The sequence below is a fragment of the Kordiimonas aquimaris genome, assembly GCF_025574485.1.
GTDB lineage: Bacteria > Pseudomonadota > Alphaproteobacteria > Sphingomonadales > Kordiimonadaceae > Kordiimonas > Kordiimonas aquimaris.
The window spans coordinates 692,842-712,626 of sequence record NZ_JAOBPO010000001.1 but is presented as its reverse complement, the minus strand read 5'-3'; the positions used below and the strand labels follow the sequence as shown (position 1 = coordinate 712,626).

The following is a 19,785-nucleotide window of genomic DNA, read 5'->3' as shown; positions in this document are numbered from 1 at the left end:
ATAGTGCAAATTGAGGCAAAGTGATTTTAACCTGTACGACTTAAAGCTCCGCAGACGCGTGTTGATTACGCAGGCGAACAAACGCCGCGATCGCAAACATCAAAGCCACAAAAGCCGTGAGACCAAAGGTCAGCATTAACTTCAGGCTTGTATTGTAAGCAGGCGCTTCAATGGCATGCGGTAATGGACTGTCAAGCACTCCCTGTTTATCCAGCGACAAGCTGGAAACAGTGCGGCCATATGCGTCAATAACCGCGCTTACGCCTGTACTCGCAGACCGTATAACAGGCAATCCTTCCTCAATAGCGCGAAAACGAGCCAAACCCAGATGCTGGTATGGACCATTTGTAACACCGAACCAGCCATCGTTGGTTATATTAAGCAACCATCCAGGGCGGTCTTTACCGGTTGGCGTCCGACCAGGGAAAATGATCTCATAGCAAATCATAGGTGTAAACGATGGCACCCCGGGCAGGCCATATGTCTTCATACCTGTACCAGATGAAAAAGCAGACCCCCCCGTGAGCTGAGATAATCCAAAAAACTGAAGCAAACCCTCAAAGGGTAAATATTCGCCAAACGGCACAAGGTGGCGCTTGTCATACCGCGCATAAAGCTGCCCGCGCGAATTAAACGCGATCAAACTGTTATAAAACTTGATACCAGCATCTGTGCGTTCATAGCGCGGCGCGCCTGTTATTGCGTAGGCACCAAAATCAAGCACCCGGGACATACGCCATCGCAACAACGAACCTTCGCGGTCAAAGTTTTCCCGCTGGACAGCTGTTTCAGGCCAAATCAACAGCTTTGTGCCTTCGGCTTTGCCTTTTTCGTTACCACCACGCGACAAGCTCATATGCTTATCAAAGTGGTCGTCAATCAAATGAGAAAGCCATTTTTCACGCTGCCTCACGTTAGCTTGCACAAGCTTTAGCGAAACACCCAGCTCGAAACTCGTTTTACCACTCTCAAGCCGAGCCTGACCCCAGAACGCACCAATGATAAGCGCCGCCAAAGGAACGAGTGAGACAATTGAACCAGGCACTGTTCTGCGCACACCTATAAACGCAGCAGGAACAGCAGCAGCCAAAACGGTAAGACCTGACAAACCGTAAACTGTTCCCAAACTGGCCAACTGTGCAACAGGCAGCCAATCAGCCCAAATAGTTCCCACAAGGTGCCACGGAAACCCGGTAAACAAGTAGCCGCGCGCAAACTCAAACAGCAACCAGACACTCGCGAATAATAGAATGCGCCATGCGCTAGGCACCCACAGGCGCCAGCACACCCAGAATGACAAACCAACATAAATTGCCATCAAACCAGCGAGCGCAAAGATTGCAAATGGCGCCAATATAACCGGTACATTATCCTGTTGTGTGAAAGAATGACCGATCCACGTCAGACCAACAGAAAACAAACCGAAACCAACCCACCAGCCAACGGCAAAAGCTTGTCGGCCTGATTTTACTTGGTCGATCAGAAAAATCATCAACGGAATGGCCACGAAAATAGCCGGGAAAAAGTTCACCGGCGCGAAACCACGCGAAACCAGAAAACCCAAAATGAAGGCTATAATTGGAAACCGCCAAGACGGTGCCTCGCTCAGCCATTGCGCTAAACGAACAAATAGTAAGTCAAATCTGCCAGCTTTCGCTGGATCAGATTGACCCGTTTCGTTGATAAGTTGCGCTGCCATTACTCAGATTTTTCGCTCTTGGGCGTTTCTGTACTTGTGGCATTGTGTACTGAGTTTTCAACTTTGGACGCAGGTGGTTTTGCTGCAGCTTTTCTTCGTCCAGGTGGGTGTATACGTATCTTTTTAATGCGGCGCGGGTCAGCATCCAGCACCTCAAACTTATAGCCCGTCTCGTGCTCAATAATTTCACCAATGTCCGGGACGCGGTCGCCCAGCAAAAACACCAAACCACCTAACGTGTCTACATCTTCGCCGCGCTCTTCAGGCGTTAACTCAACACCAAGCGCCTCTTCAAGTTCTTCCACATCAATACGCGCATCTGCATCATAACGTCCCTCAGGCAACGGCACTAAATCCGGTGCTTCAATCTCGTCATGTTCATCGTCAATCTCACCGACAATTTCCTCAACCATATCTTCCACGGTAACAAGGCCGTCAGTGCCACCGTATTCATCAACCACAACTGCCATATGCGTGCGGGATGCACTCATCTTACCAAGCAGATCAATAACACGCATGGACGCTGGCACATAAAGGACAGGTCGGCGAATAGACGACAGAGAAAAGGCATCTGAATTCTTACCTTCAACGACAACCTTCAAGGTGTCTTTCACATGCACCATACCGACAACATCATCCAGTGTTTCACGGTAAACAGGCATGCGGGAATGTGCAGCCTCGGCAAATACTTTCATCAAATCCGGGAAAGAAATATCGTTAGGCACAGAAATAATATCTGCACGTGGTACCATCACATCACCTACGCGGAGGGCGCCGTACTCAAGCACATTAAACAACATCTCACGTTCTTTATCGCCGAGACTTTCACCGCCGCTGCCCTCATCATGTTCAACAATCGCTTCCTCAAGGCTTTCACGCAGCGACGTTTCACCGGTCTTCACGCCAAAAAGGGTACGCAGCGATGTGAAAATACCCGACGATTCTGCATTGGCGTCTGTATTGTTATTAGTATTTTCAGTAGGGCGACTATCTGTCATCGGTAAACTCTTCTTGGTAGGGATCAGCAATGCCAATGCCTGACAATATATTGCGCTCAAGGTCTTCCATAATCTGCGCATCCTGATCATTAATGTGATCATGCCCAAAAAGATGCAAAACACCATGCACAACCATATGAGCCAGATGGTCATTAACGTGTTTCTTTTGCGTTTTCGCTTCTTCAATAATAACAGGTGCGGCAATAATAATGTCACCGAGCATTACTGGCGGACCGTCAGCCAAAGCCTGCTCAATCGCAATATCAATAAAATCAGGCTCAATCGCCGGAAAGGACAACACGTTTGTTGGTTTATCCTTGCCGCGATACTCACCGTTTAATTGCTGACTGTCATCAGCATTCACAACGCGCACGTAAAGTTCTGCTGGTGGAAGGTTACCGTTAACACATGCAGTTACCGCATGTGTAGTAGCCAAGCGCAATACAGCCTCAACTGTTTCAGCTTTACCGAGGCCGTGATCTTCAATATCTATATCTATATTGAGATGTTCAGCCTCAGCAGTGATGCCGAGGCCGGTGATACTCGATGAAGGATCATCTGAAGGTGCCAGTGCACCAAGCGGGTTAGGCATATCTTTTATCCGTAACGACCATCATCATCGCCGTAAGCTTCAACAATACGCCCCACCAAAGGATGACGCACAACATCACGGCGATCAAAACGTGTAACAGCAATACCGTCCACACCACGAAGCTTATCAAGGGCGTGCTTAAGGCCGGACTTAATACTTGGCGGCAAGTCAATTTGACTAGGGTCACCGCAAATTGCCATACGGCTATTTTCACCAAAACGGGTCAAAAACATCTTCATTTGCATCGGTGTTGTATTTTGAGCCTCATCCAGAATGACAAATGCATTCGATAGTGTACGCCCGCGCATGTATGCAAGAGGCGCAATCTCAATCTGGTTACTGGCAAGGCGTTTTTCAACCTGCTCAGCAGGCATCATGTCATAAAGCGCATCATAAAGTGGGCGCAGATACGGATCAACCTTGTCTTTAAGATCACCTGGCAAAAACCCAAGGTTTTCACCCGCTTCAACAGCAGGCCGAGACAAAATAATACGATCGATCTCACCTGCCAACATACGCGCAACAGCCATCGCAACAGCCAAATATGTCTTCCCTGTTCCAGCAGGCCCAACACCAAACACCATTTCACACGTAGCAAGATTGGAAATATAATCCGCCTGCCCGGGAGAACGCGGCATAATCACCCGGTTGCGCGTCGTGATTTTCATGTCACTGCCTTTAGGCTGCATGGGGCGTTCTTCAGGTGATGCTTGTTGCGCAGAGGCTTCACCACCAAGGCCATCATTTGCAGGCGGTATACCATCAGCCATACGGACAGCGCCGTCCACTTGGCCAGGGTCAATCTCGACACCTTGCTTCGCCAGTTCTTCAAGGTCACTCAGCACACGATGGGCAATCTCCGTACGCTCCGCTGACCCTTCAACTGCAACACGGTTGCCTCGGTTAATCAGCACCACACCAAGCTGTTGTTCGATGCGCGCAAGATTGCGATCATGTTGCCCAAAGACAACCGCGGCTATGCGATTATCTTCAAATTCAAACGTTTTCTTGCGAATTTCAGATCGTTGGTGGGCAGAATGATGAGGCTGCGGTGCGCGCCCCACTTTACCGGACTTATCATTACCGGTTTTGTCGCTCTTTGAGCTGACTTTGGCATACATATCTGGCTTGCGGCTCCTTAAAGGCCCACGCCCGGCTTAATGCAGGGCGCCGACAAGTTCACCCTTCAGGCTATTTGGTCCCGCTTCGGTAATCCGAACCCGCACCAACTTGCCCATAAAACCACTGTATGGTTTATCAGCGTCCGCGTCCAGCGTGTTTTCATGTGATGTGACATCTACATGCACAGCCTGCAAATATGGGCTACGGCCCAACAACTGACCTTCCAGCTTACCTTCACGCTCTAGCAAAATGTCCATTTCACGACCAATAGAATTAGTGTTGAACTCAAGTTGGTGCTCATTCAAAAGCGCCTGCAAGCGAGCAAGCCGTTCAGACTTAACGCTTTCGTCTACTTGTTGTTCAATCACTGAAGCAGGTGTGCCGGGGCGCGGACTGTATTTAAAGCTATATGCCTGCGCATATTTAACGCGGCGGACCAGATCAAGCGTGTCTTCAAAATCTTGGTCGGTTTCACCCGGGAACCCGACAATAAAGTCAGATGATAAAGCAATATCAGGCCGTGCAGCACGCAAACGGTCAATGATATCGAAATAACTCTCGCGTGTATGTTTGCGGTTCATGGCATCAAGAATAGCATTGGAGCCACTTTGCACCGGCAAATGCAAATAAGGCATGCACGATGCAACATCCCTGTGGGCATTGATAAGCGTATCATCCATATCGCGCGGATGCGAGGTAGTATAACGGATACGACCAAGTCCTTCGATTTGATCAAGCGCGTGAATAAGATCACCGAGGTTAGCCGTGCCACCGTCAGCAAGTGCGCCGTGATATGCGTTTACATTTTGGCCTAGCAATGTGATTTCGACCACACCAGAAGCGACCAATCGTTTTGCTTCTTCAACAATATCTGCAATTGGGCGACTATATTCTGCACCGCGCGTGTACGGCACCACACAGAAAGTACAGAATTTATCGCACCCTTCCTGAACAGTCAGAAATGCCGCAGGCCCACTGTAGGCGCTTTCTTCCGGCAAATGATCAAACTTGGTTTCTGTTGGAAACTCTGTATCCAAAACTCGCGCACTGTTGCGTCCTGCCGCACGCTGCTCACCAGCCGTTTTAAGCATGTCCGGCAGGCGGTGATAAGTTTGCGGCCCCAAAACCATATCAATGGTTGGCGCCCGGCGCATCATCTCAGGCCCCTCAGCCTGTGCAACGCAGCCCGCGACAGCAATGTACATGTCATTACCCTGAGCAGCTTTAGCCGTTTTAATCTGCTTCAAACGACCAATCTCAGAATATACCTTTTCGGCAGCTTTTTCGCGAATGTGACAGGTGTTCAAAATGACCAAGTCAGCATCATCTGACGATTCTGAAACACTGTAACCGTGCGGCTTCAAAACGTCTGCCATGCGTTTTGAATCATAGACATTCATTTGACACCCATAGGTCTTAATGAAAACTTTTTTACTCACGGTCAGTCCTTGCTCTTTATAATAGGCATTTCTAAACAGGTTTTACACACCCTGAAAAAGGTGCCGGACACTAGCACCGCCTGCGCAAGAGTCAAGCGTAGCCAACACAAAACAGAGAGCTAACCTGCTTCTGGTGAAGGAGCCGAGCGTAGAAGCTCACGCGGGCCAAATCTAAGTTCTGCACGATGCGCACGCTCCAAGCCTTCTTTAACGCGTGCTTCACAATACTGCGCCAGTTCTTTTCGGGAACCAGCCTCTGAGAGCGTTACAGGCTCATGAAATTCAATTGTAACTGCCGTTTTGGCCCGGCCCGTGAATTGCCGCAGGTGGCTGAAAAGCTCCACATCGCCAAGCCATGCGACCCAAGGCTTCTGACTGCGCACCAGAGGCATGTCATTAACTTCAATATACGCAACCGTAATTGGCTGTATCTTAAACGGCGCCTCAGACACTTCATCTGCGCGCTCGGCAACAGAAAAAAGAGCCGACTTGAAAGGCGCCACATCAATACCGCTTGTATTCGTACCTTCAGGGAACAAAATCAAACTATGCCCTTCAGCGATACGGCCTGCAAGTTCATCACGCTGGCGCGCACTGTCTGTTCTGCGCGCACGATTAACAAAAACAGTTTTATGAAGACCACATAGTGTGCCGAGCAATCCCCAGCCTGCTACTTCGGATTTTGCAATGAAGCTGGCATTTTTCAACTGACCACCCAGCACAATAATGTCGAGCCATGAGATATGGTTGGCTGCATACAAAGTAACACCGTCCGTTGCAGGAGCACCAACAAGGCGCACGTCGATACCAAGAATACGACACATCGTGCGATGCCATAGGCCAGCAATAGGCCACCAAAACCGCTTGGAGAAACGCGCCATTACATATTGTACAGAAATAAGAGGAACAGACGCCGTCATAATAGCCGCAACACGACCAATACCCAGTGCAGACCAACCTTCTGCCCTAAGATTAGACTTTAATCCGCCGTATTCAACCGGCGATGAAGCGTCAGTATTTGGGTCACTTATCTTTTTCAATGGGGATACCATACAGTTCCATGCGGTGATCGACGAGCTTGAACCCCATACGCTTCGCGATCTCTTCTTGCAATTTTTCTATTTCATCATTGTGAAACTCAAGTACTTCACCGGTTTCAACATTAATCAAATGATCATGATGGTCTTCGGTTGCAGGCTCATACCTGGAGCGCCCATCACGAAAATCGTGTCTCTCCAGAATACCTGCTTCCTCAAACAGGCGAACCGTACGATATACTGTGGCAATACTAATACCGCTATCCACAACTGTTGAACGCCGATACACCTCTTCCACGTCAGGGTGATCCGTAGCGTCAGTTAACACCTTGGCAATCACCCGTCGCTGGTCAGTCATTCTCATGCCTTTTTCAAGGCAAAGCGCTTCTATGTCTGGTTGCTGCGTGGGCATATTGTACACGTGCTCCTGAATATGGTTTGTACAGTTATTTGCTCGAAATAATGATGCCATGACAATGGCACAGACCGCACTGAAGCGCAAGAACAGCAAGCATCAAAGTGCCGTGTTTCGCTATCTTTAATTTCAACCTGTCAAGATAAAGGCTGAACACATATTGAGACGCTTGAGATAAGTTACTGCTAATATGCGCGACGCAAGGCAGCAAAATTATTGAAACACAGGTGACTTGATCATACTTTGACATCTATAAACGGGACTTCACCCAACTAATGAATGATAACATGCAGCCAAATTTCTCAGAAATAGACTTGGACCTTCGGGGTGTTTACTGCCCCATGGCATTTGTGAAATTGAGAATACATGCTGACCAATTGCCTGATAATGCTGAATTTACAGTAGTTTTTGACAACACCAAGGCTAATGAACCACTTGTAAGGTCAGTCAAAAGTCTTGGCCATCTCGTTGCAACCAGAAAAAATACTCATCATGATTTCGAGAGAGACGATGACAACTCTCATGAACCGCGGGTCATAATTATATCTGTACAGGTTAAAAAATAATATCCTAACGGATATTTTTAACAAGTGTGCATGCGTCAAAAAGCACACCAGCCCTTGTTTTATAATAGTTTTTGCGCACACCCATATTTTTAAAACCAGCTTTCTTATAAAGGCCTAATGCGGGCGCATTGTCAGACCTCACTTCCAAAAATAAACGGTCAATCCTACCACGCTTTAAGTGAGCGATTATTTTATTCAAAATCACAACGGACAGACCTTTATTTTGCGCCTGAGGGTTGGTTGCGATGGTCAACAATTCCGCTTCGCCTGCCACTGCTCGCACAATAGCAAAGGCTTTTGGCGCATCACCAATAGCGGCAATAAAGAAACTAACCCCTTCATGATTATACAAGTCTTCAATCGAAGACCCTGACCAGCCCTCTTCATCTAAAGCTGCAAAAGCATCTTTGTGTATGCCTGAAAGTGCCTCAAAAAAACTTGCTGTAGGCTCTCGCATGGCGATAGGCGCAGAGCCCGTTCCTTCCGCGGCGAGTGACACCACATGAACATCTACATCGCTTTTTTCTACAACACACATGTTTTAACGAGCAGAATTGACAGGAAGAATAGGAACAGCTTTTTTGGCGTCTGCATCACGCAGATAAAGCGGTTCGGGCCTATAATTCTCAGGGTTCAATGACCAAGCCATTAGCCCTAGCTGCGCAGGATCAATAACTGATGTATTTTCCAATGTAACACCACTTAAAACATCTTCGAAACCGGCTTGCACAAGCACAGCACGGCCGCTCCCTATTACAAGCCCTGGCAATGTTTTCATATGGCCCGCAACAATATCGGCATCTTGATTAACTGGTTGCATTATGGGTTGCGGCATACCTTGCTCATCAACACCCTTAAACGCTTGATGAAAAACCTGACCACCGCGACCCGTTATCACAGCATGTATATGCTCACCCATGCAGCCCGCACTATTTTGCGCTTGAGCCGCCAACACCTGCAAACCTGACAAACCAATGCACGCGATCTTGTTAGCAAGTGCAATACCACGCGCAGCAGATAAACCCACCCGCAGTCCAGTGAAGGTACCTGGACCTGTCGTAACAGCAAGGCGTTTGATATCGTTATAACTAGAGCCAGTTTCAGCTAATATCTCGCCGATTAATGGTAGCAAACGTTCCGCATGCCCACGGCCAATGTTTTCCGAGCGTTTTGAAACCACCCGGTCCCCAATATCGACCAAGGCCGCACTACACGTCTGTTCGCTGGTATCAATGGCTAGCAGCATGTGTTGACGCTTTTCAAAATTTCAGAAAACTGAATGATCATGCATCACTCACTCAAAGTATCTTTGCAGCATCAGCAAAACTGAGCCGCGGACTGCGAGGGAAAATATCTTCCGTCTTCCCGTACCCAAGTGTGCAAATGAAATTAGAACGATACTGGGTACCTGCAAAAAACGCTGCATCAACACCCGCAGCATCAAACCCTGACATCGGGCCACAGTGCAAACCAATACTGCGCGCCGCAAGCATCAGATAGCCGCCCTGTAATGTACCATTACGCATTGCTGTTTCAGCAGCAACACCAGAGTCTGCGAACCAATTCTTGGCATCAGGGTTATGAGGAAACAGTTCAGGTATTTTGTCGGCGAATGCCATATCGTTAGCAATGATAACTGTCACCGGCGCTTGCATCATCTTTTCATCATTACCTGCCATTAAAAGCGGCTTAAGCTTAAGCTTCGCTTCTTCACTTTTCACAAAGTAAAAACGTGCAGGGCTGCAATTCGCACTCGTGGGGCCCATTTTTGTCAGGTCATACAAGTGTTGCAACTGTTGGTCAGACACGGGCGTATCGCGCCATGCATTAATTGTTCGCGCTTCAGTGAATAACTGGTCAAGCGCAGCCTTATCCAGCGGCGTTGTATATGGAAAATCTGCCATAAATGCTCCATTTTCTTACTGCACAACAATGGTTCATGATGTGTGCGTGAAAGTATAAAATATTTTGCTCGTCTTGCCAGTTCACGACAAACAAGGCAAGCTTGAGCTTCAATTTGTGAGAGTTATAGATGTTTCATAAGTATATTTATCATTTGGTTGCCACGCTGTTGCTTTTCACAAGCACACTCAGCCCAGCAATCGCTGAAGATAAATCTGCTGTTGTTTTATTATATCATAGATTCGGCGAAGATACCCTCCCGACCACGAACATTCGACTAGATCAGTTTGAAACCCAGATCGCGCATTTAACCTCAGGGAACTATAATGTCTTGCCACTTTCAGCGATTGTTCAAAGCTTGAAGAATAAAGAGCCGCTACCTGAGCGCACCGTTGCCATCACTGTTGATGATGCATACAAGTCGGTATTCGATGAAGCATGGCCTCGCCTAAAGGCGGCAGGCTTACCTATGACACTGTTTGTGTCCACAGATCCAATTGATGAAAATAATCCCAATTATATGTCGTGGGATGACATCCGTGCGCTGCGGGATGAAGGTGTCGAAATAGCACACCATACGGCAAGTCACCTGCACATGATCCATGCAGGCCTTGACGCAGCGCTTGCAGATATGCGCCGCGCCAGTGGTCGCTTTCAAACAGAACTTGGCTTTGTGCCTGATATGTTTGCCTATCCATACGGAGAGTATAGCCCTGCATTGCGCGATGCGATTGAGGAGCTGGGTTTTGTGGCGGGTTTTGCTCAATATTCTGGCCCAGCCGCACACTGGAGTGACCCATACGTTCTGCCACGTTTTCCTGTTAACGAACGCTTTGGCAACATTGACAGATTTCGCCTTATCACCAACGCGCTTGCACTGCCGGTTGAAGACATTACACCTGCCTCTCCAGTGTTAAGCGACGCAGCTAACCCGCCGGTATTCGGCTTTACCGTTGATGGATCAGTGACAGGGCTCGGCGCAATGGCATGTTATCCAAGTCACCTTGGCGCACCCGCAGAACTGATCACAATTGGACAAACACGCATGGAGGTACGGTTTGATCCACCGTTTCCACGAGGACGCAGCCGTATAAACTGCACATTACCAGCGGGTAATGGCCGTTGGTATTGGTTGGGACAGTTTTTTTACTTAGCTGGCGGCCGTCTGGACTGAGCCATTCAGCACACCAAGTTATTCAACAGCCTGCACATCAACAACTTCTGGTACATAGTATTTTAGAAGATTTTCAATACCATGCTTCAATGTAATTGTTGAACTTGGACAGCCAGAACAAGCACCCTGCATCTGCAGATAAACAACACCTTCCTTGAAGCCGCGATAAACAATGTCGCCGCCATCACCCGCCACAGCAGGGCGCACTTTTTCATCAAGAAGTGTTTTAATTTGCTCAACGATATCTGCATCTTCACCACTGTCGTCCACAGCCATGACATTGGCTTGATCAGTAATAGTTAGAACGGGTGCACCGGAAGCAAAAAACTGCATCAAGCCAGCCAACACATTCGGCTTAACCGCATCCCAGTCTTCTTCTGTTGATTTCGTGATTGTAATAAAATCATATCCAATGAAAACACCTGTCACACTTGGTAAGCCAAACATTGCCATAGCTAACGGAGAAGCCTGAGCCGCATCAGCATCGGGAAAGTTTGCAGTGCCAGCTTCAAGGAGAACCTGACCAGGCAGAAATTTCAACGTGTCTGGGTTGGGTGTGTGCTCGGTTTCAACAAACATGACTAAATCCTTCATAATTTGAAAGACATTTGGTGTGTCAGGACATAAAGGTCAAGGATAAAGACGAGAAAATCGAATAAATATATTAACTGAAAGCCACGCTTTGGATCGCAATTAGCTATAAAGTACGAGCTGCTTTACGCCGCAGCGACAATAGCAACATCACCCTGTAACTCGTCAAGGCATCGCATCAAGAATTTTCGCTCGCTTTTCACGCGAGACAAAATTAGGGCGCCCTGAATACGTTCAAGCGCATATGCAGCCCATTCATCACCTTCCAGACGATCACCACATATTTCTGTGTAAGCATCAGCATAACGGCGCAACCATGCAGAAACCACGCTTTCGATACCCTGCCCAAAAAGAGCGACACCAGTGCCATGCATAACACTGTTCATTAAGCAGGATGGCTGGTCCCCATCGTAGAACTGTCCCACGCCCTGAAGACTGTTTATAAGCGCATTGCTCGCACGCAAATGTGCATCGAAAGGCTCCAAAACCAACCTTTGAAGGCGCTTCCCTTCTTCGCCTAGCACTTTTTCAGCCATCTCTTGTTTGCCGCCCGGAAAATGATGGTAGAGACTGGCCTTCGACAAACCGGACGCTGAGGACAGAACAGACATGCTTGCCCCGTCATAGCCGTAGAGTCGAAAAATACCTGACAGTTTTTCGAGTAAAATATCACGACGATGTTTTGCTGGTCGCGCCATAAATTACCTCATGGTTTATTTACTACCAAACGTTCGGTAATAAATAAACCATGATTTAACATTTAAATAAATAGGCTATATTTGTCATCCAAACTTTGCCGTAATTACATATCATGATAGAGATACACGACAGAGACACACTGATCTAGCAGCGTAAAAAGTTATTTGGCCAAGGTTTTTGACTCCTTCAAAAAATAAAAAAGCGCAACAGCGCAAACAAAAGAAATCACCACCGCGAGGTAATTCTGCGGTGAACAAATCTACATCTGCGTCCCAAGAAAAAAGGTCACTTTTCTACCGCCTTGCATACGGCAGTGCTGTTGCAGGTGTTTGGGGTGTTATTCTCGGCGTTATATTAATCGCTGTGCTATCGCTTGATATGCCTGACCTGGAGAACCTGCCGGCACCAGGCATTAATGATACAGCCGTTGTCGTTAAGGCCGCAAACGGAGCTACACTGGTACGCACAGGTCCGATTTACGGCGATTGGATATCCTTTCGCGCGACACCTCAGTCTTTAATCAATGCATTCACTGCCGTCGAGGACCGTCACTTCTTTGAGCATGGCGGCATCGACGTTCGCGGCCTTGCCCGCGCAGTGTTATCAAATATCAGAGCTGGCGGTGTAAGGGCTGGCGGCAGCACGATCACACAACAACTGGCAAAAAACCTGTTTTTATCGAATGAGCGCACGATCAAACGAAAAGCACAGGAATTACTGCTTGCGCTCTGGATCGAACAAAAATTCACAAAAGAACAAATTCTCACGCTGTATCTTAACCGCGTCTATTTTGGCGGCGGGACATACGGCATTGATGCAGCGTCACGCAAATTCTTCGGGCATGCCGCCACAAACCTCTCAATTGCAGAATCAGCTCTTATCGCAGGCCTTGTAAAAGCCCCCTCACGGTTAGCACCACACATAAACCCTGAAGGCGCATGGAAGCGTGCAAAGGTAGTGCTCGGCGCAATGGTAGACGCCGAACTACTGAGTAGTGAAGCAGAACAAAAAATCAGGACCGAGCCGCCCGCTATCAAAACGGCAATTGCAGGGCGCAATGTGCGTTACTATACCGACTGGGCAGAAAGTGAAGCGCGCCGCCTTGTTCCCAATGCACACGGGAAATCATTTGTCATATACACAACACTGGACCCGAGCCTGCAGCGCGCAGCCGCTCTTGCTGTTGAACGAGGTTTAAGCGGAGAAGGCCAGAGGCAAAATGCCAATCAGGGCGCGCTGGTTGCAATCGACCTTGATGGTGCAGTTCGTGCCATGGTTGGTGGCCGCAATTATGGCCAAAGCCAATATAACCGGGTCACTCAAGCAGAACGGCAACCAGGTTCAGCATTCAAGCTCTTTACTTATCTTGCCGCCTTAGAGTCTGGTATTAAACCGGCGGACCGGTTTAATGATCGCCCCACTGTCGTCGGTGACTGGGCACCACAGAACTATACCAAGAAATTTAACGGCGAAATGAGTGCACAAGAGGCCTTCGCACGCTCAATCAACACTGTAGCTGTACAAATTTCCGAAAACATTGGTCGGGAAAAAAGCGCTGAAGTAGCTCGTCGCCTCGGCATTTCCACCAATGTCAGCCCCGTACCGAGCCTACCGCTCGGAACCGAAGAAGTGAAATTGATCGACCTGGCCGGCAGTTACGCCACAGTTGCAAATGGTGGGCATTTGGCCAAGCCATACAGCATCGTTGAGATATCAACTTTGGAAGGCGAAGTACTGTATCGGCGAAGGCCCCAAATACCGCGCGCCGTTGTGACATATCCGGTGATTAAAGACATGACAGACATGATGGCAAGCGTTGTTCTTTGGGGCTCTGGTCGCAATGCAGCAATTGACAGGCCAGCAGCAGGCAAATCAGGCACATCACAAGACAGCCGCGACGCTGTATTTGCAGGTTTCACCAGTGACATCACAGCGATTGTCTGGGTCGGCAATGACAATGGCGATCCCATGAAAAATGTTACAGGTGGCGGACTACCTGCGCGCATATGGCATGATTTCATGGTTGAAGCGAGCGCCGCGCAACCTGTGAGGCCACTACTTGCTGATGCCGGCATATACAGTGCCGCCGCCAGCCAAGCCACATACGATGAACAGCCAGTAGAACAAATTCAAACGGCCCAGAAAAAGAAGAAAAGAAGCTTCCTCAGTCGATTGTTTGGGGGCTCAGGCTCTTAATCTGAAGGCCGTAGATTCAAATCCTGCTCTCGCAACTAAACATTAAAAGCGCTCTCCTAGTAGATTTTGCGTTTAGATTATTTGAGGCTTATGATCAAGTTTCCATGAGTCAAAAATTACAGTGACTGAGAAACTACTGATAGGCGACTTAAAATCAGCAGTTTTTATAACTACACTTGGAAAAGCTTGCGAATGTCATCCCACTTTAAAAGCATATACTATACCAGCAAGTCCAAGTACAATTGGTATACTGAAGATTACATATGCTTTAACTGACAAATCCGCACTCCAGTATCTTTGCAACATAAACACTATTATCGCTGATATTATACCTGCGACTATAAACGATTTGCCGCCTATGTTGTTTACAGAATACCAAACCTCAACACTCTCCAAGGTCCGTTGTGTTCTAAAGCCATACCAGTGATTGGGTGCCACCTTATCCAGCGCCAGTGGTATGCCCATGGCGATAAAAACCGTACAAATCAAATAGGACATATAAGTCATAAAAACTAAAAGGTTCATATTATTGCCGCGTTAATTTCCAAAAATTCCAAAGGTCAACCTTGCTGCATGCATAGCTAACGAAAGCCGCTTTTTCCCAGCGTATCACACTTAGGTTCCCCGATTACCACCTAAATCATCCTTAATGGGGTCATCAGGGAAGTAATTTGGACACAAACACAAGCTAAGTTTCATAGTTTATGCTCCGCGGGTTATAAAATAGGATTTTCAAATCATAGGGCCTACACAGGGTTTCCATTGAAAACATTATCTACATATTTCAATAATTTAATGATCCATCAATCAGATTCTTAAATTGCAAATCCATCAATTGGCTACCTTCCTTCTTTAACCAGCGACGATGCGAAGCAAAGTCGGGCATACACTTTGCCACATGTTGCCAAAACCGCTCTGAATGATTCATCTCCAACAAATGCGCCACTTCATGTGCAGCAACATATCGCCGCACCATTTCTGGAGCCAGCACAAGCCGCCAACTGAACTTGAGCGTTCCCTTGCTGGAACAGCTCCCCCACCGCGTTTTCATATCTCCGATACTGATACGCTGAAATGTTACCCCCAATTGGTCAGCATAGTCCCTTGCATCTGTAGTAAGCACGCGTTTTGCTTCCGCACGCAACCAACGCTCAAGGCGGGCCGGAGCCTGATCGATAGGACCACCAACAACAATTTGTTCGTTCTCCACACTGATCTTGCGCGGTGGCACACCAGAAAAAACCAGCTGGCTTTGCGCACCCATAAACGGCATAAGCATGCCATTAGCGATAACTAAAGCTGCATTTTGTTTACTACGCTCACGCTCAATCCAGCCAATATGTTGCGCTATGAAGTCACGAACTGCTTTTTGTGAAGCACGTGGGGGCAAGGTAACCTTTATATCACCAGATAAACGATCAACCCTTAAAATCATCCGTTTGGCCCGGGCATTGCGCCGCAGAGATAAAGGTACCTGCTCACCGGAAATATTCACATAATTTAAGCTGCGATCAACAGCCGTCATTATGCTGGCCATTCGACTAGATGGTCTTCAAAATCACCGGCAATTCGTTCGTCAATACTGCGCCCTTTAGCCGATTGCCTCGCCTTATGAACACTGTCTGGGTCACCGCTGACAAGCGGGTGCCAGTCATACAGTGGCTTGCCTTCATACAACAATCTGTATGCGCACGTACTTGGCATCCATGGCAGTTTATCAAGCAGATCAACACTCATGACTACGCAATTGCCGACGTACCGTTGCCGCGTCAGATATTTACCGCATTTGATGGTTTCAGGATCCAAAAACCGACAAGCGACGTCTGTGTAATGAATTTCGCCGGTCTCATCATCTTCCAGCTTATGCAAACAGCATTTACCACATCCGTCACACAGGCTTTCCCACTCAGTGCGATTCATCTCGGTTAGTGATTTTTCTTCCCAAAAACCCATGGTTTGATCAGGCCCTGTATCTGTTGGTTTAACGCTTTTCTAAAATAGATCCGAAAGCAGCAGCTATGTCTTGCGGTTTATCCCGCGAAGAAAATATCCGCAAAAACTCGCCGCCCGGGCCCATGACAAATTGATACGCCTGATGATCCATCAAGTAGCTATCTGTGCCCGGCTGTTCGCGTTTGGCGTAATATACTTTATATTTACGTGCAACATCAGCAATTTCAGCAGGAGTTCCTGTTAAACCAATAAGGCGAGGGTGGAAATCAGGCATAAAGCTCGCTAACTCCTCCACCGTGTCACGCTCAGGGTCTATAGTAATGAAAATAGGTTGAATGGGCGTGGTGTCATACCCCTCTTCTTCAAGCTGGTATAAAGCTACTGACATCTTCTGCAAATCCAGCGGACAAACATCAGGGCAAAAGCTATAACCGAAATAAATCAACATATACTGGTTATCAAAATCGGTATTGGAAACAACTTCACCAGTATGAGATGTCAATGTAAAATTGCCACCAGGTCCGCTTGTTAAAGCAGGCCCGTCGTTTTGCAGAAAAAAACGGCTACCAACGCCAACAAGCACTAACGCGACAACAATCCAGAGCGCAAAACGCACCATTTTCATCACATCTCTCCAAAATTTGATCTACCTGCCGTGACGGCAACGCCATTTACACTTGTGATACGGCCTTCGTTATAGAAATATGCTAGTGCTTTGTCACGGCTCCTGCGACAAAAAGGAGCATATGATGAATGAACAAAACGCCGCATATATCATCGGCTTGTTAATTGCTCGGAGTAACAATGACTTTCATTACACGTTTTCTGTCTCAAATCATGGTCGTGATTTCTGCCTTACTGATTAGCTTTTCTGTATCGGCACAATCGCCTCAATACGATTTATTAAAAGCAATTGACCGCCAAGAAGTGCAGGATCTGAACAACACGCTCCAAAAAGGCGTGTCTCCGGATACACGCAGGCGCAGCGATGGTATGCCAGCTATTGTTCTCGCGGCACAAACAGGCAATATCGCTATCATTAAAGCGCTGCTGGATGGCGGTGCAAATGTTAATCTTGGTGACCGGTTGCGCGGTGAAACGGCCTTGATGATCCGGTCTACAGCTGGCGACACAAACGCAGTAAAACTACTATTAACCTACAACGCTGACCCTAACCGCGCTGACATTGGTCAGGAAACCGCATTGATGAAAGCCGTAAGGGGGCGTAAATTTAAAACAGCGCAGGCATTGATCGAAGCTGGTGCCGACCCGAACGTTCAGGATCTAACAGGGAAAACAGCACTGGAATACGCAAAACTGAGCAAATCTAGGCGCTTCATAAGGCTGCTTCAGGATGCCGGTGCAACATATTAAATCTCAATTCTAGATTTCGGCTCAATAAAAACACTAATACACTGCGCTAATTGTCACACTGATTGCTTTTGACCATGTAAAAGGGTTTCTGACACGATCAACTTACCAATTGGATATAATGATCCATAATGCCGTACACGTCGCAAAAGAGTATTAATGAAATCTATCCTGACTTTGGTCCGGAAAGCGGTGTCCAGTTACATACAATCATTACTATTCGGTGGTTAGGGCTGGCTGGTCAGCTTTTTGCGTTGGCTCTCGTAGGTTTTGGGCTTGGCTTTGATGTCATGCCAGAAATAACGGTGCCACTGGTTCTTGCTTCCGGCCTGTTAAATGTTTGGGCGACATTACAGCGCGACGGTAACCGGCGGTTAAGCAACAAACAAGCAAGTGCGCATCTTGCTTTCGACCTGATTCATTTGGCTGCACTTCTGTTTGTAACAGGTGGACTGGCCAATCCATTTTCAGTCTTAATGCTTGTGCCAACCACTGTATCTGCAACCATGCTGACCCGCACAACAACTTATGGCCTTATTGGGCTTTCAATTGCGCTTGTAACAGCACTCGCATATACGCCGTTCCCGCTTCCATGGGACGGTGAGCCGCCAGTTGTCTCGCCGCTATTCAGAGCGGCGCTTTGGATAAGCTTATGCTTCACGCTTATTTTCCTGGCCATATATATGGCGCGCGTTGGTCGCGAGGGCAGACTGCGCGCACGAGCGCTTGCCGCCACCCAGTTTGCGCTTGAGCAAGAACAAAGACTTGCTGCAATTGGCGCATTGGCGGCAGCGGCGGCTCACGAGCTTGGCACACCTATGGGTACAATCATGCTTGCTGCAAAAGAACTGCTGGAAACATGGGACGGCGACGAAAACGCGCGTGCTGATCTGCAGCTTATTTTGGATGAAGTAACACGCTGCAGAGATATCCTTTCAGAATTGCGCGACCATAAAACGGCAGGAGACGGCGGTCATTTTATTACAATGTCTGTTGCCGCAGTATTGCATGAAGCCGCTGGGCCGCATGAAAACCGCGGTGTTGATCTTCATTTCGATATTGATCCATCAGCAGAATTTGAAATTACCCGCGCTCCTGAAATCATTCATGCTACCCGCAGTATTATTGAGAACGCGGCAGGTTTTGCGCGCACAGGCGTTATCATTTCTGCACATACTGCTGACAATGAACTTATTGTAACAATTGATGATGATGGGCCAGGCTTTGACCCTCAAATCATCAAACGACTGGGCGAACCATACGTTACAACACGAAGCCTAACCCCCGGCCGTGATGGTGGTATGGGCTTAGGACTTTTTATAGCAAAATCACTATTGGAACGCGTTGGCGCTTCACTCACTTTTTCAGCGTCTGATACTAACGGTGCGCGCGCATGTATCCGCTGGCCAGAAGCCGCTGACAGACAGCCCTCACAGACGCAACTGCACGTAAACTGATAAACCGAAGGACCTATCATGCAGAACTCAACATCTATTAACCCTGATGATAAATTACTCATCGTTGAAGATGATAAAGCCTTCAGAACACGCCTCACGCTTAGCATGGAGCGGCGTGGATTTAATGTTGTTGCAGCAGAAAGTGTTGAACTTGCCGGTTTGATGGCGGCAGAACACCGTCCCCGTTATGCCGTGCTTGACATGAAACTGACAGACGGCAATGGCCTTGATTTAGTACCAACATTACGCCATCTACGCCCAGATGTAAGGATCATTATTTTGACCGGATACGGCAATCTAGCCAGTGCTGTTGCTGCGGTAAAAGCAGGGGCAGTCGACTTTCTGGCAAAGCCTGCTGACCCAGACGAAATCGTAAAGGCATTGCTGACCGAAGAAGGCGAGAAACCGCAGCCACCAGAAAACCCGATGTCTGCTGATCGCGTAAAATGGGAACATATCCAGAGAGTGTATGAGCTTTGTGACCGCAATGTATCGGAGACAGCTCGCCGTCTCAATATGCACCGTCGTACACTGCAACGTATTTTGGCTAAACGGTCGCCGCAATAATGGCATT

The 19,785-nt window shown here is 47.9% G+C and carries 22 protein-coding genes; 6 read left to right on the top strand and 16 right to left on the bottom strand.

The annotated features are described in order from the left end of the window. Positions 1 to 40: 40 nt before the first annotated feature. From lnt to OEU88_RS03300, 7 genes are all read right to left on the bottom strand, one after another. Complete coding sequence (gene lnt / locus OEU88_RS03330) at positions 41 to 1,699, bottom strand: apolipoprotein N-acyltransferase (RefSeq protein ID WP_262693680.1); 1,659 nt, start codon at positions 1,697 to 1,699, stop codon at positions 41 to 43. Then, on the bottom strand, positions 1,699 to 2,697 hold the full coding sequence (locus tag OEU88_RS03325) for a hemolysin family protein (RefSeq protein WP_262693679.1): 999 nt from the start codon (positions 2,695 to 2,697) through the stop codon (positions 1,699 to 1,701). The genes lnt and OEU88_RS03325 overlap by 1 nt, the downstream gene beginning before the upstream one ends. Further along, positions 2,687 to 3,289: an rRNA maturation RNase YbeY gene (gene ybeY / locus OEU88_RS03320; RefSeq protein ID WP_262693678.1), complete on the bottom strand. Its 603-nt coding sequence runs from the start codon at positions 3,287 to 3,289 to the stop codon at positions 2,687 to 2,689. Before ybeY ends, OEU88_RS03325 begins: the two co-directional genes overlap by 11 nt. Positions 3,290 to 3,294: 5 nt before the next feature. After that, positions 3,295 to 4,410 (bottom strand): PhoH family protein, encoded by a 1,116-nt coding sequence (locus tag OEU88_RS03315; protein ID WP_262693677.1) that lies wholly within the window; start codon positions 4,408 to 4,410, stop codon positions 3,295 to 3,297. A 36-nt stretch (positions 4,411 to 4,446) separates the two neighbouring features. Further along, complete coding sequence (gene miaB, locus OEU88_RS03310; protein ID WP_262693676.1) at positions 4,447 to 5,850, bottom strand: tRNA (N6-isopentenyl adenosine(37)-C2)-methylthiotransferase MiaB; 1,404 nt, start codon at positions 5,848 to 5,850, stop codon at positions 4,447 to 4,449. Positions 5,851 to 5,969: 119 nt separating this feature from the next. Next, the gene (locus OEU88_RS03305) at positions 5,970 to 6,890 is read right to left on the bottom strand and encodes a lysophospholipid acyltransferase family protein (protein ID WP_262693675.1); all 921 of its coding nucleotides are present in this window, start codon (positions 6,888 to 6,890) and stop codon (positions 5,970 to 5,972) included. After that, a complete protein-coding gene (locus OEU88_RS03300) occupies positions 6,874 to 7,299 on the bottom strand; it encodes a Fur family transcriptional regulator (protein WP_262693674.1) in 426 nt (141 codons plus the stop codon). Before OEU88_RS03300 ends, OEU88_RS03305 begins: the two co-directional genes overlap by 17 nt. Before the next feature lie 278 nt (positions 7,300 to 7,577). Here OEU88_RS03300 and OEU88_RS17665 point away from each other — a divergent pair, with 278 nt between their 5' ends. Continuing rightward, positions 7,578 to 7,868, top strand: coding sequence for a sulfurtransferase TusA family protein (locus tag OEU88_RS17665; protein ID WP_394805207.1), 291 nt, complete (start codon positions 7,578 to 7,580; stop codon positions 7,866 to 7,868). 4 nt (positions 7,869 to 7,872) lie between these two features. Here the strand turns inward: OEU88_RS17665 and OEU88_RS03295 are convergent, their stop codons facing one another. Genes OEU88_RS03295 through OEU88_RS03285 form a run of 3 tightly spaced genes read right to left on the bottom strand, consistent with a single transcriptional unit; the run spans position 7,873 to position 9,772 of the window. Continuing rightward, the gene (locus OEU88_RS03295; RefSeq protein ID WP_262693673.1) at positions 7,873 to 8,370 is read right to left on the bottom strand and encodes a GNAT family N-acetyltransferase; all 498 of its coding nucleotides are present in this window, start codon (positions 8,368 to 8,370) and stop codon (positions 7,873 to 7,875) included. Positions 8,371 to 8,409: 39 nt separating this feature from the next. Next, the gene (gene tsaB, locus OEU88_RS03290; RefSeq protein ID WP_262693672.1) at positions 8,410 to 9,114 is read right to left on the bottom strand and encodes a tRNA (adenosine(37)-N6)-threonylcarbamoyltransferase complex dimerization subunit type 1 TsaB; all 705 of its coding nucleotides are present in this window, start codon (positions 9,112 to 9,114) and stop codon (positions 8,410 to 8,412) included. Positions 9,115 to 9,166: 52 nt separating this feature from the next. Beyond that, positions 9,167 to 9,772 carry a malonic semialdehyde reductase gene (locus tag OEU88_RS03285; RefSeq protein WP_262693671.1) on the bottom strand — a complete coding sequence of 202 codons (606 nt, stop codon included), beginning with the start codon at positions 9,770 to 9,772 and terminating at the stop codon, positions 9,167 to 9,169. Positions 9,773 to 9,900: 128 nt separating this feature from the next. Here OEU88_RS03285 and OEU88_RS03280 point away from each other — a divergent pair, with 128 nt between their 5' ends. Then, on the top strand, positions 9,901 to 10,944 hold the full coding sequence (locus OEU88_RS03280; protein ID WP_262693670.1) for a polysaccharide deacetylase family protein: 1,044 nt from the start codon (positions 9,901 to 9,903) through the stop codon (positions 10,942 to 10,944). 18 nt (positions 10,945 to 10,962) lie between these two features. Here the strand turns inward: OEU88_RS03280 and OEU88_RS03275 are convergent, their stop codons facing one another. Then, positions 10,963 to 11,523: a NifU family protein gene (locus tag OEU88_RS03275; RefSeq protein WP_262693669.1), complete on the bottom strand. Its 561-nt coding sequence runs from the start codon at positions 11,521 to 11,523 to the stop codon at positions 10,963 to 10,965. A 137-nt stretch (positions 11,524 to 11,660) separates the two neighbouring features. Continuing rightward, positions 11,661 to 12,233, bottom strand: coding sequence for a TetR/AcrR family transcriptional regulator (locus OEU88_RS03270; RefSeq protein WP_262693668.1), 573 nt, complete (start codon positions 12,231 to 12,233; stop codon positions 11,661 to 11,663). A 250-nt stretch (positions 12,234 to 12,483) separates the two neighbouring features. Here OEU88_RS03270 and OEU88_RS03265 point away from each other — a divergent pair, with 250 nt between their 5' ends. After that, on the top strand, positions 12,484 to 14,430 hold the full coding sequence (locus OEU88_RS03265; protein WP_262693667.1) for a transglycosylase domain-containing protein: 1,947 nt from the start codon (positions 12,484 to 12,486) through the stop codon (positions 14,428 to 14,430). Positions 14,431 to 14,625: 195 nt separating this feature from the next. On the opposite strand, the gene OEU88_RS03260 is transcribed toward OEU88_RS03265, so the two are convergent. From OEU88_RS03260 to OEU88_RS03245, 4 genes are all read right to left on the bottom strand, one after another. Further along, entirely contained in the window at positions 14,626 to 14,955 is a 330-nt protein-coding gene (locus OEU88_RS03260; protein ID WP_262693666.1) for an SdpI family protein, read from the bottom strand. A 259-nt stretch (positions 14,956 to 15,214) separates the two neighbouring features. Next, positions 15,215 to 15,955 carry a M48 family metallopeptidase gene (locus OEU88_RS03255; RefSeq protein ID WP_262693665.1) on the bottom strand — a complete coding sequence of 247 codons (741 nt, stop codon included), beginning with the start codon at positions 15,953 to 15,955 and terminating at the stop codon, positions 15,215 to 15,217. Continuing rightward, the gene (locus OEU88_RS03250; RefSeq protein ID WP_262693664.1) at positions 15,955 to 16,383 is read right to left on the bottom strand and encodes a YcgN family cysteine cluster protein; all 429 of its coding nucleotides are present in this window, start codon (positions 16,381 to 16,383) and stop codon (positions 15,955 to 15,957) included. Before OEU88_RS03250 ends, OEU88_RS03255 begins: the two co-directional genes overlap by 1 nt. Before the next feature lie 28 nt (positions 16,384 to 16,411). Then, the gene (locus OEU88_RS03245) at positions 16,412 to 17,008 is read right to left on the bottom strand and encodes an SCO family protein (protein ID WP_262693663.1); all 597 of its coding nucleotides are present in this window, start codon (positions 17,006 to 17,008) and stop codon (positions 16,412 to 16,414) included. 179 nt (positions 17,009 to 17,187) lie between these two features. Here OEU88_RS03245 and OEU88_RS03240 point away from each other — a divergent pair, with 179 nt between their 5' ends. From OEU88_RS03240 to OEU88_RS03230, 3 genes are all read left to right on the top strand, one after another. Then, positions 17,188 to 17,757, top strand: a complete 570-nt coding sequence (locus OEU88_RS03240) for an ankyrin repeat domain-containing protein (RefSeq protein WP_262693662.1) — start codon at positions 17,188 to 17,190, stop codon at positions 17,755 to 17,757. 128 nt (positions 17,758 to 17,885) lie between these two features. After that, positions 17,886 to 19,211 (top strand): ActS/PrrB/RegB family redox-sensitive histidine kinase, encoded by a 1,326-nt coding sequence (locus OEU88_RS03235; RefSeq protein ID WP_262693661.1) that lies wholly within the window; start codon positions 17,886 to 17,888, stop codon positions 19,209 to 19,211. Between the two features lie 18 nt (positions 19,212 to 19,229). Further along, positions 19,230 to 19,778: an ActR/PrrA/RegA family redox response regulator transcription factor gene (locus tag OEU88_RS03230; protein ID WP_262693660.1), complete on the top strand. Its 549-nt coding sequence runs from the start codon at positions 19,230 to 19,232 to the stop codon at positions 19,776 to 19,778. Positions 19,779 to 19,785 lie beyond the last annotated feature (7 nt).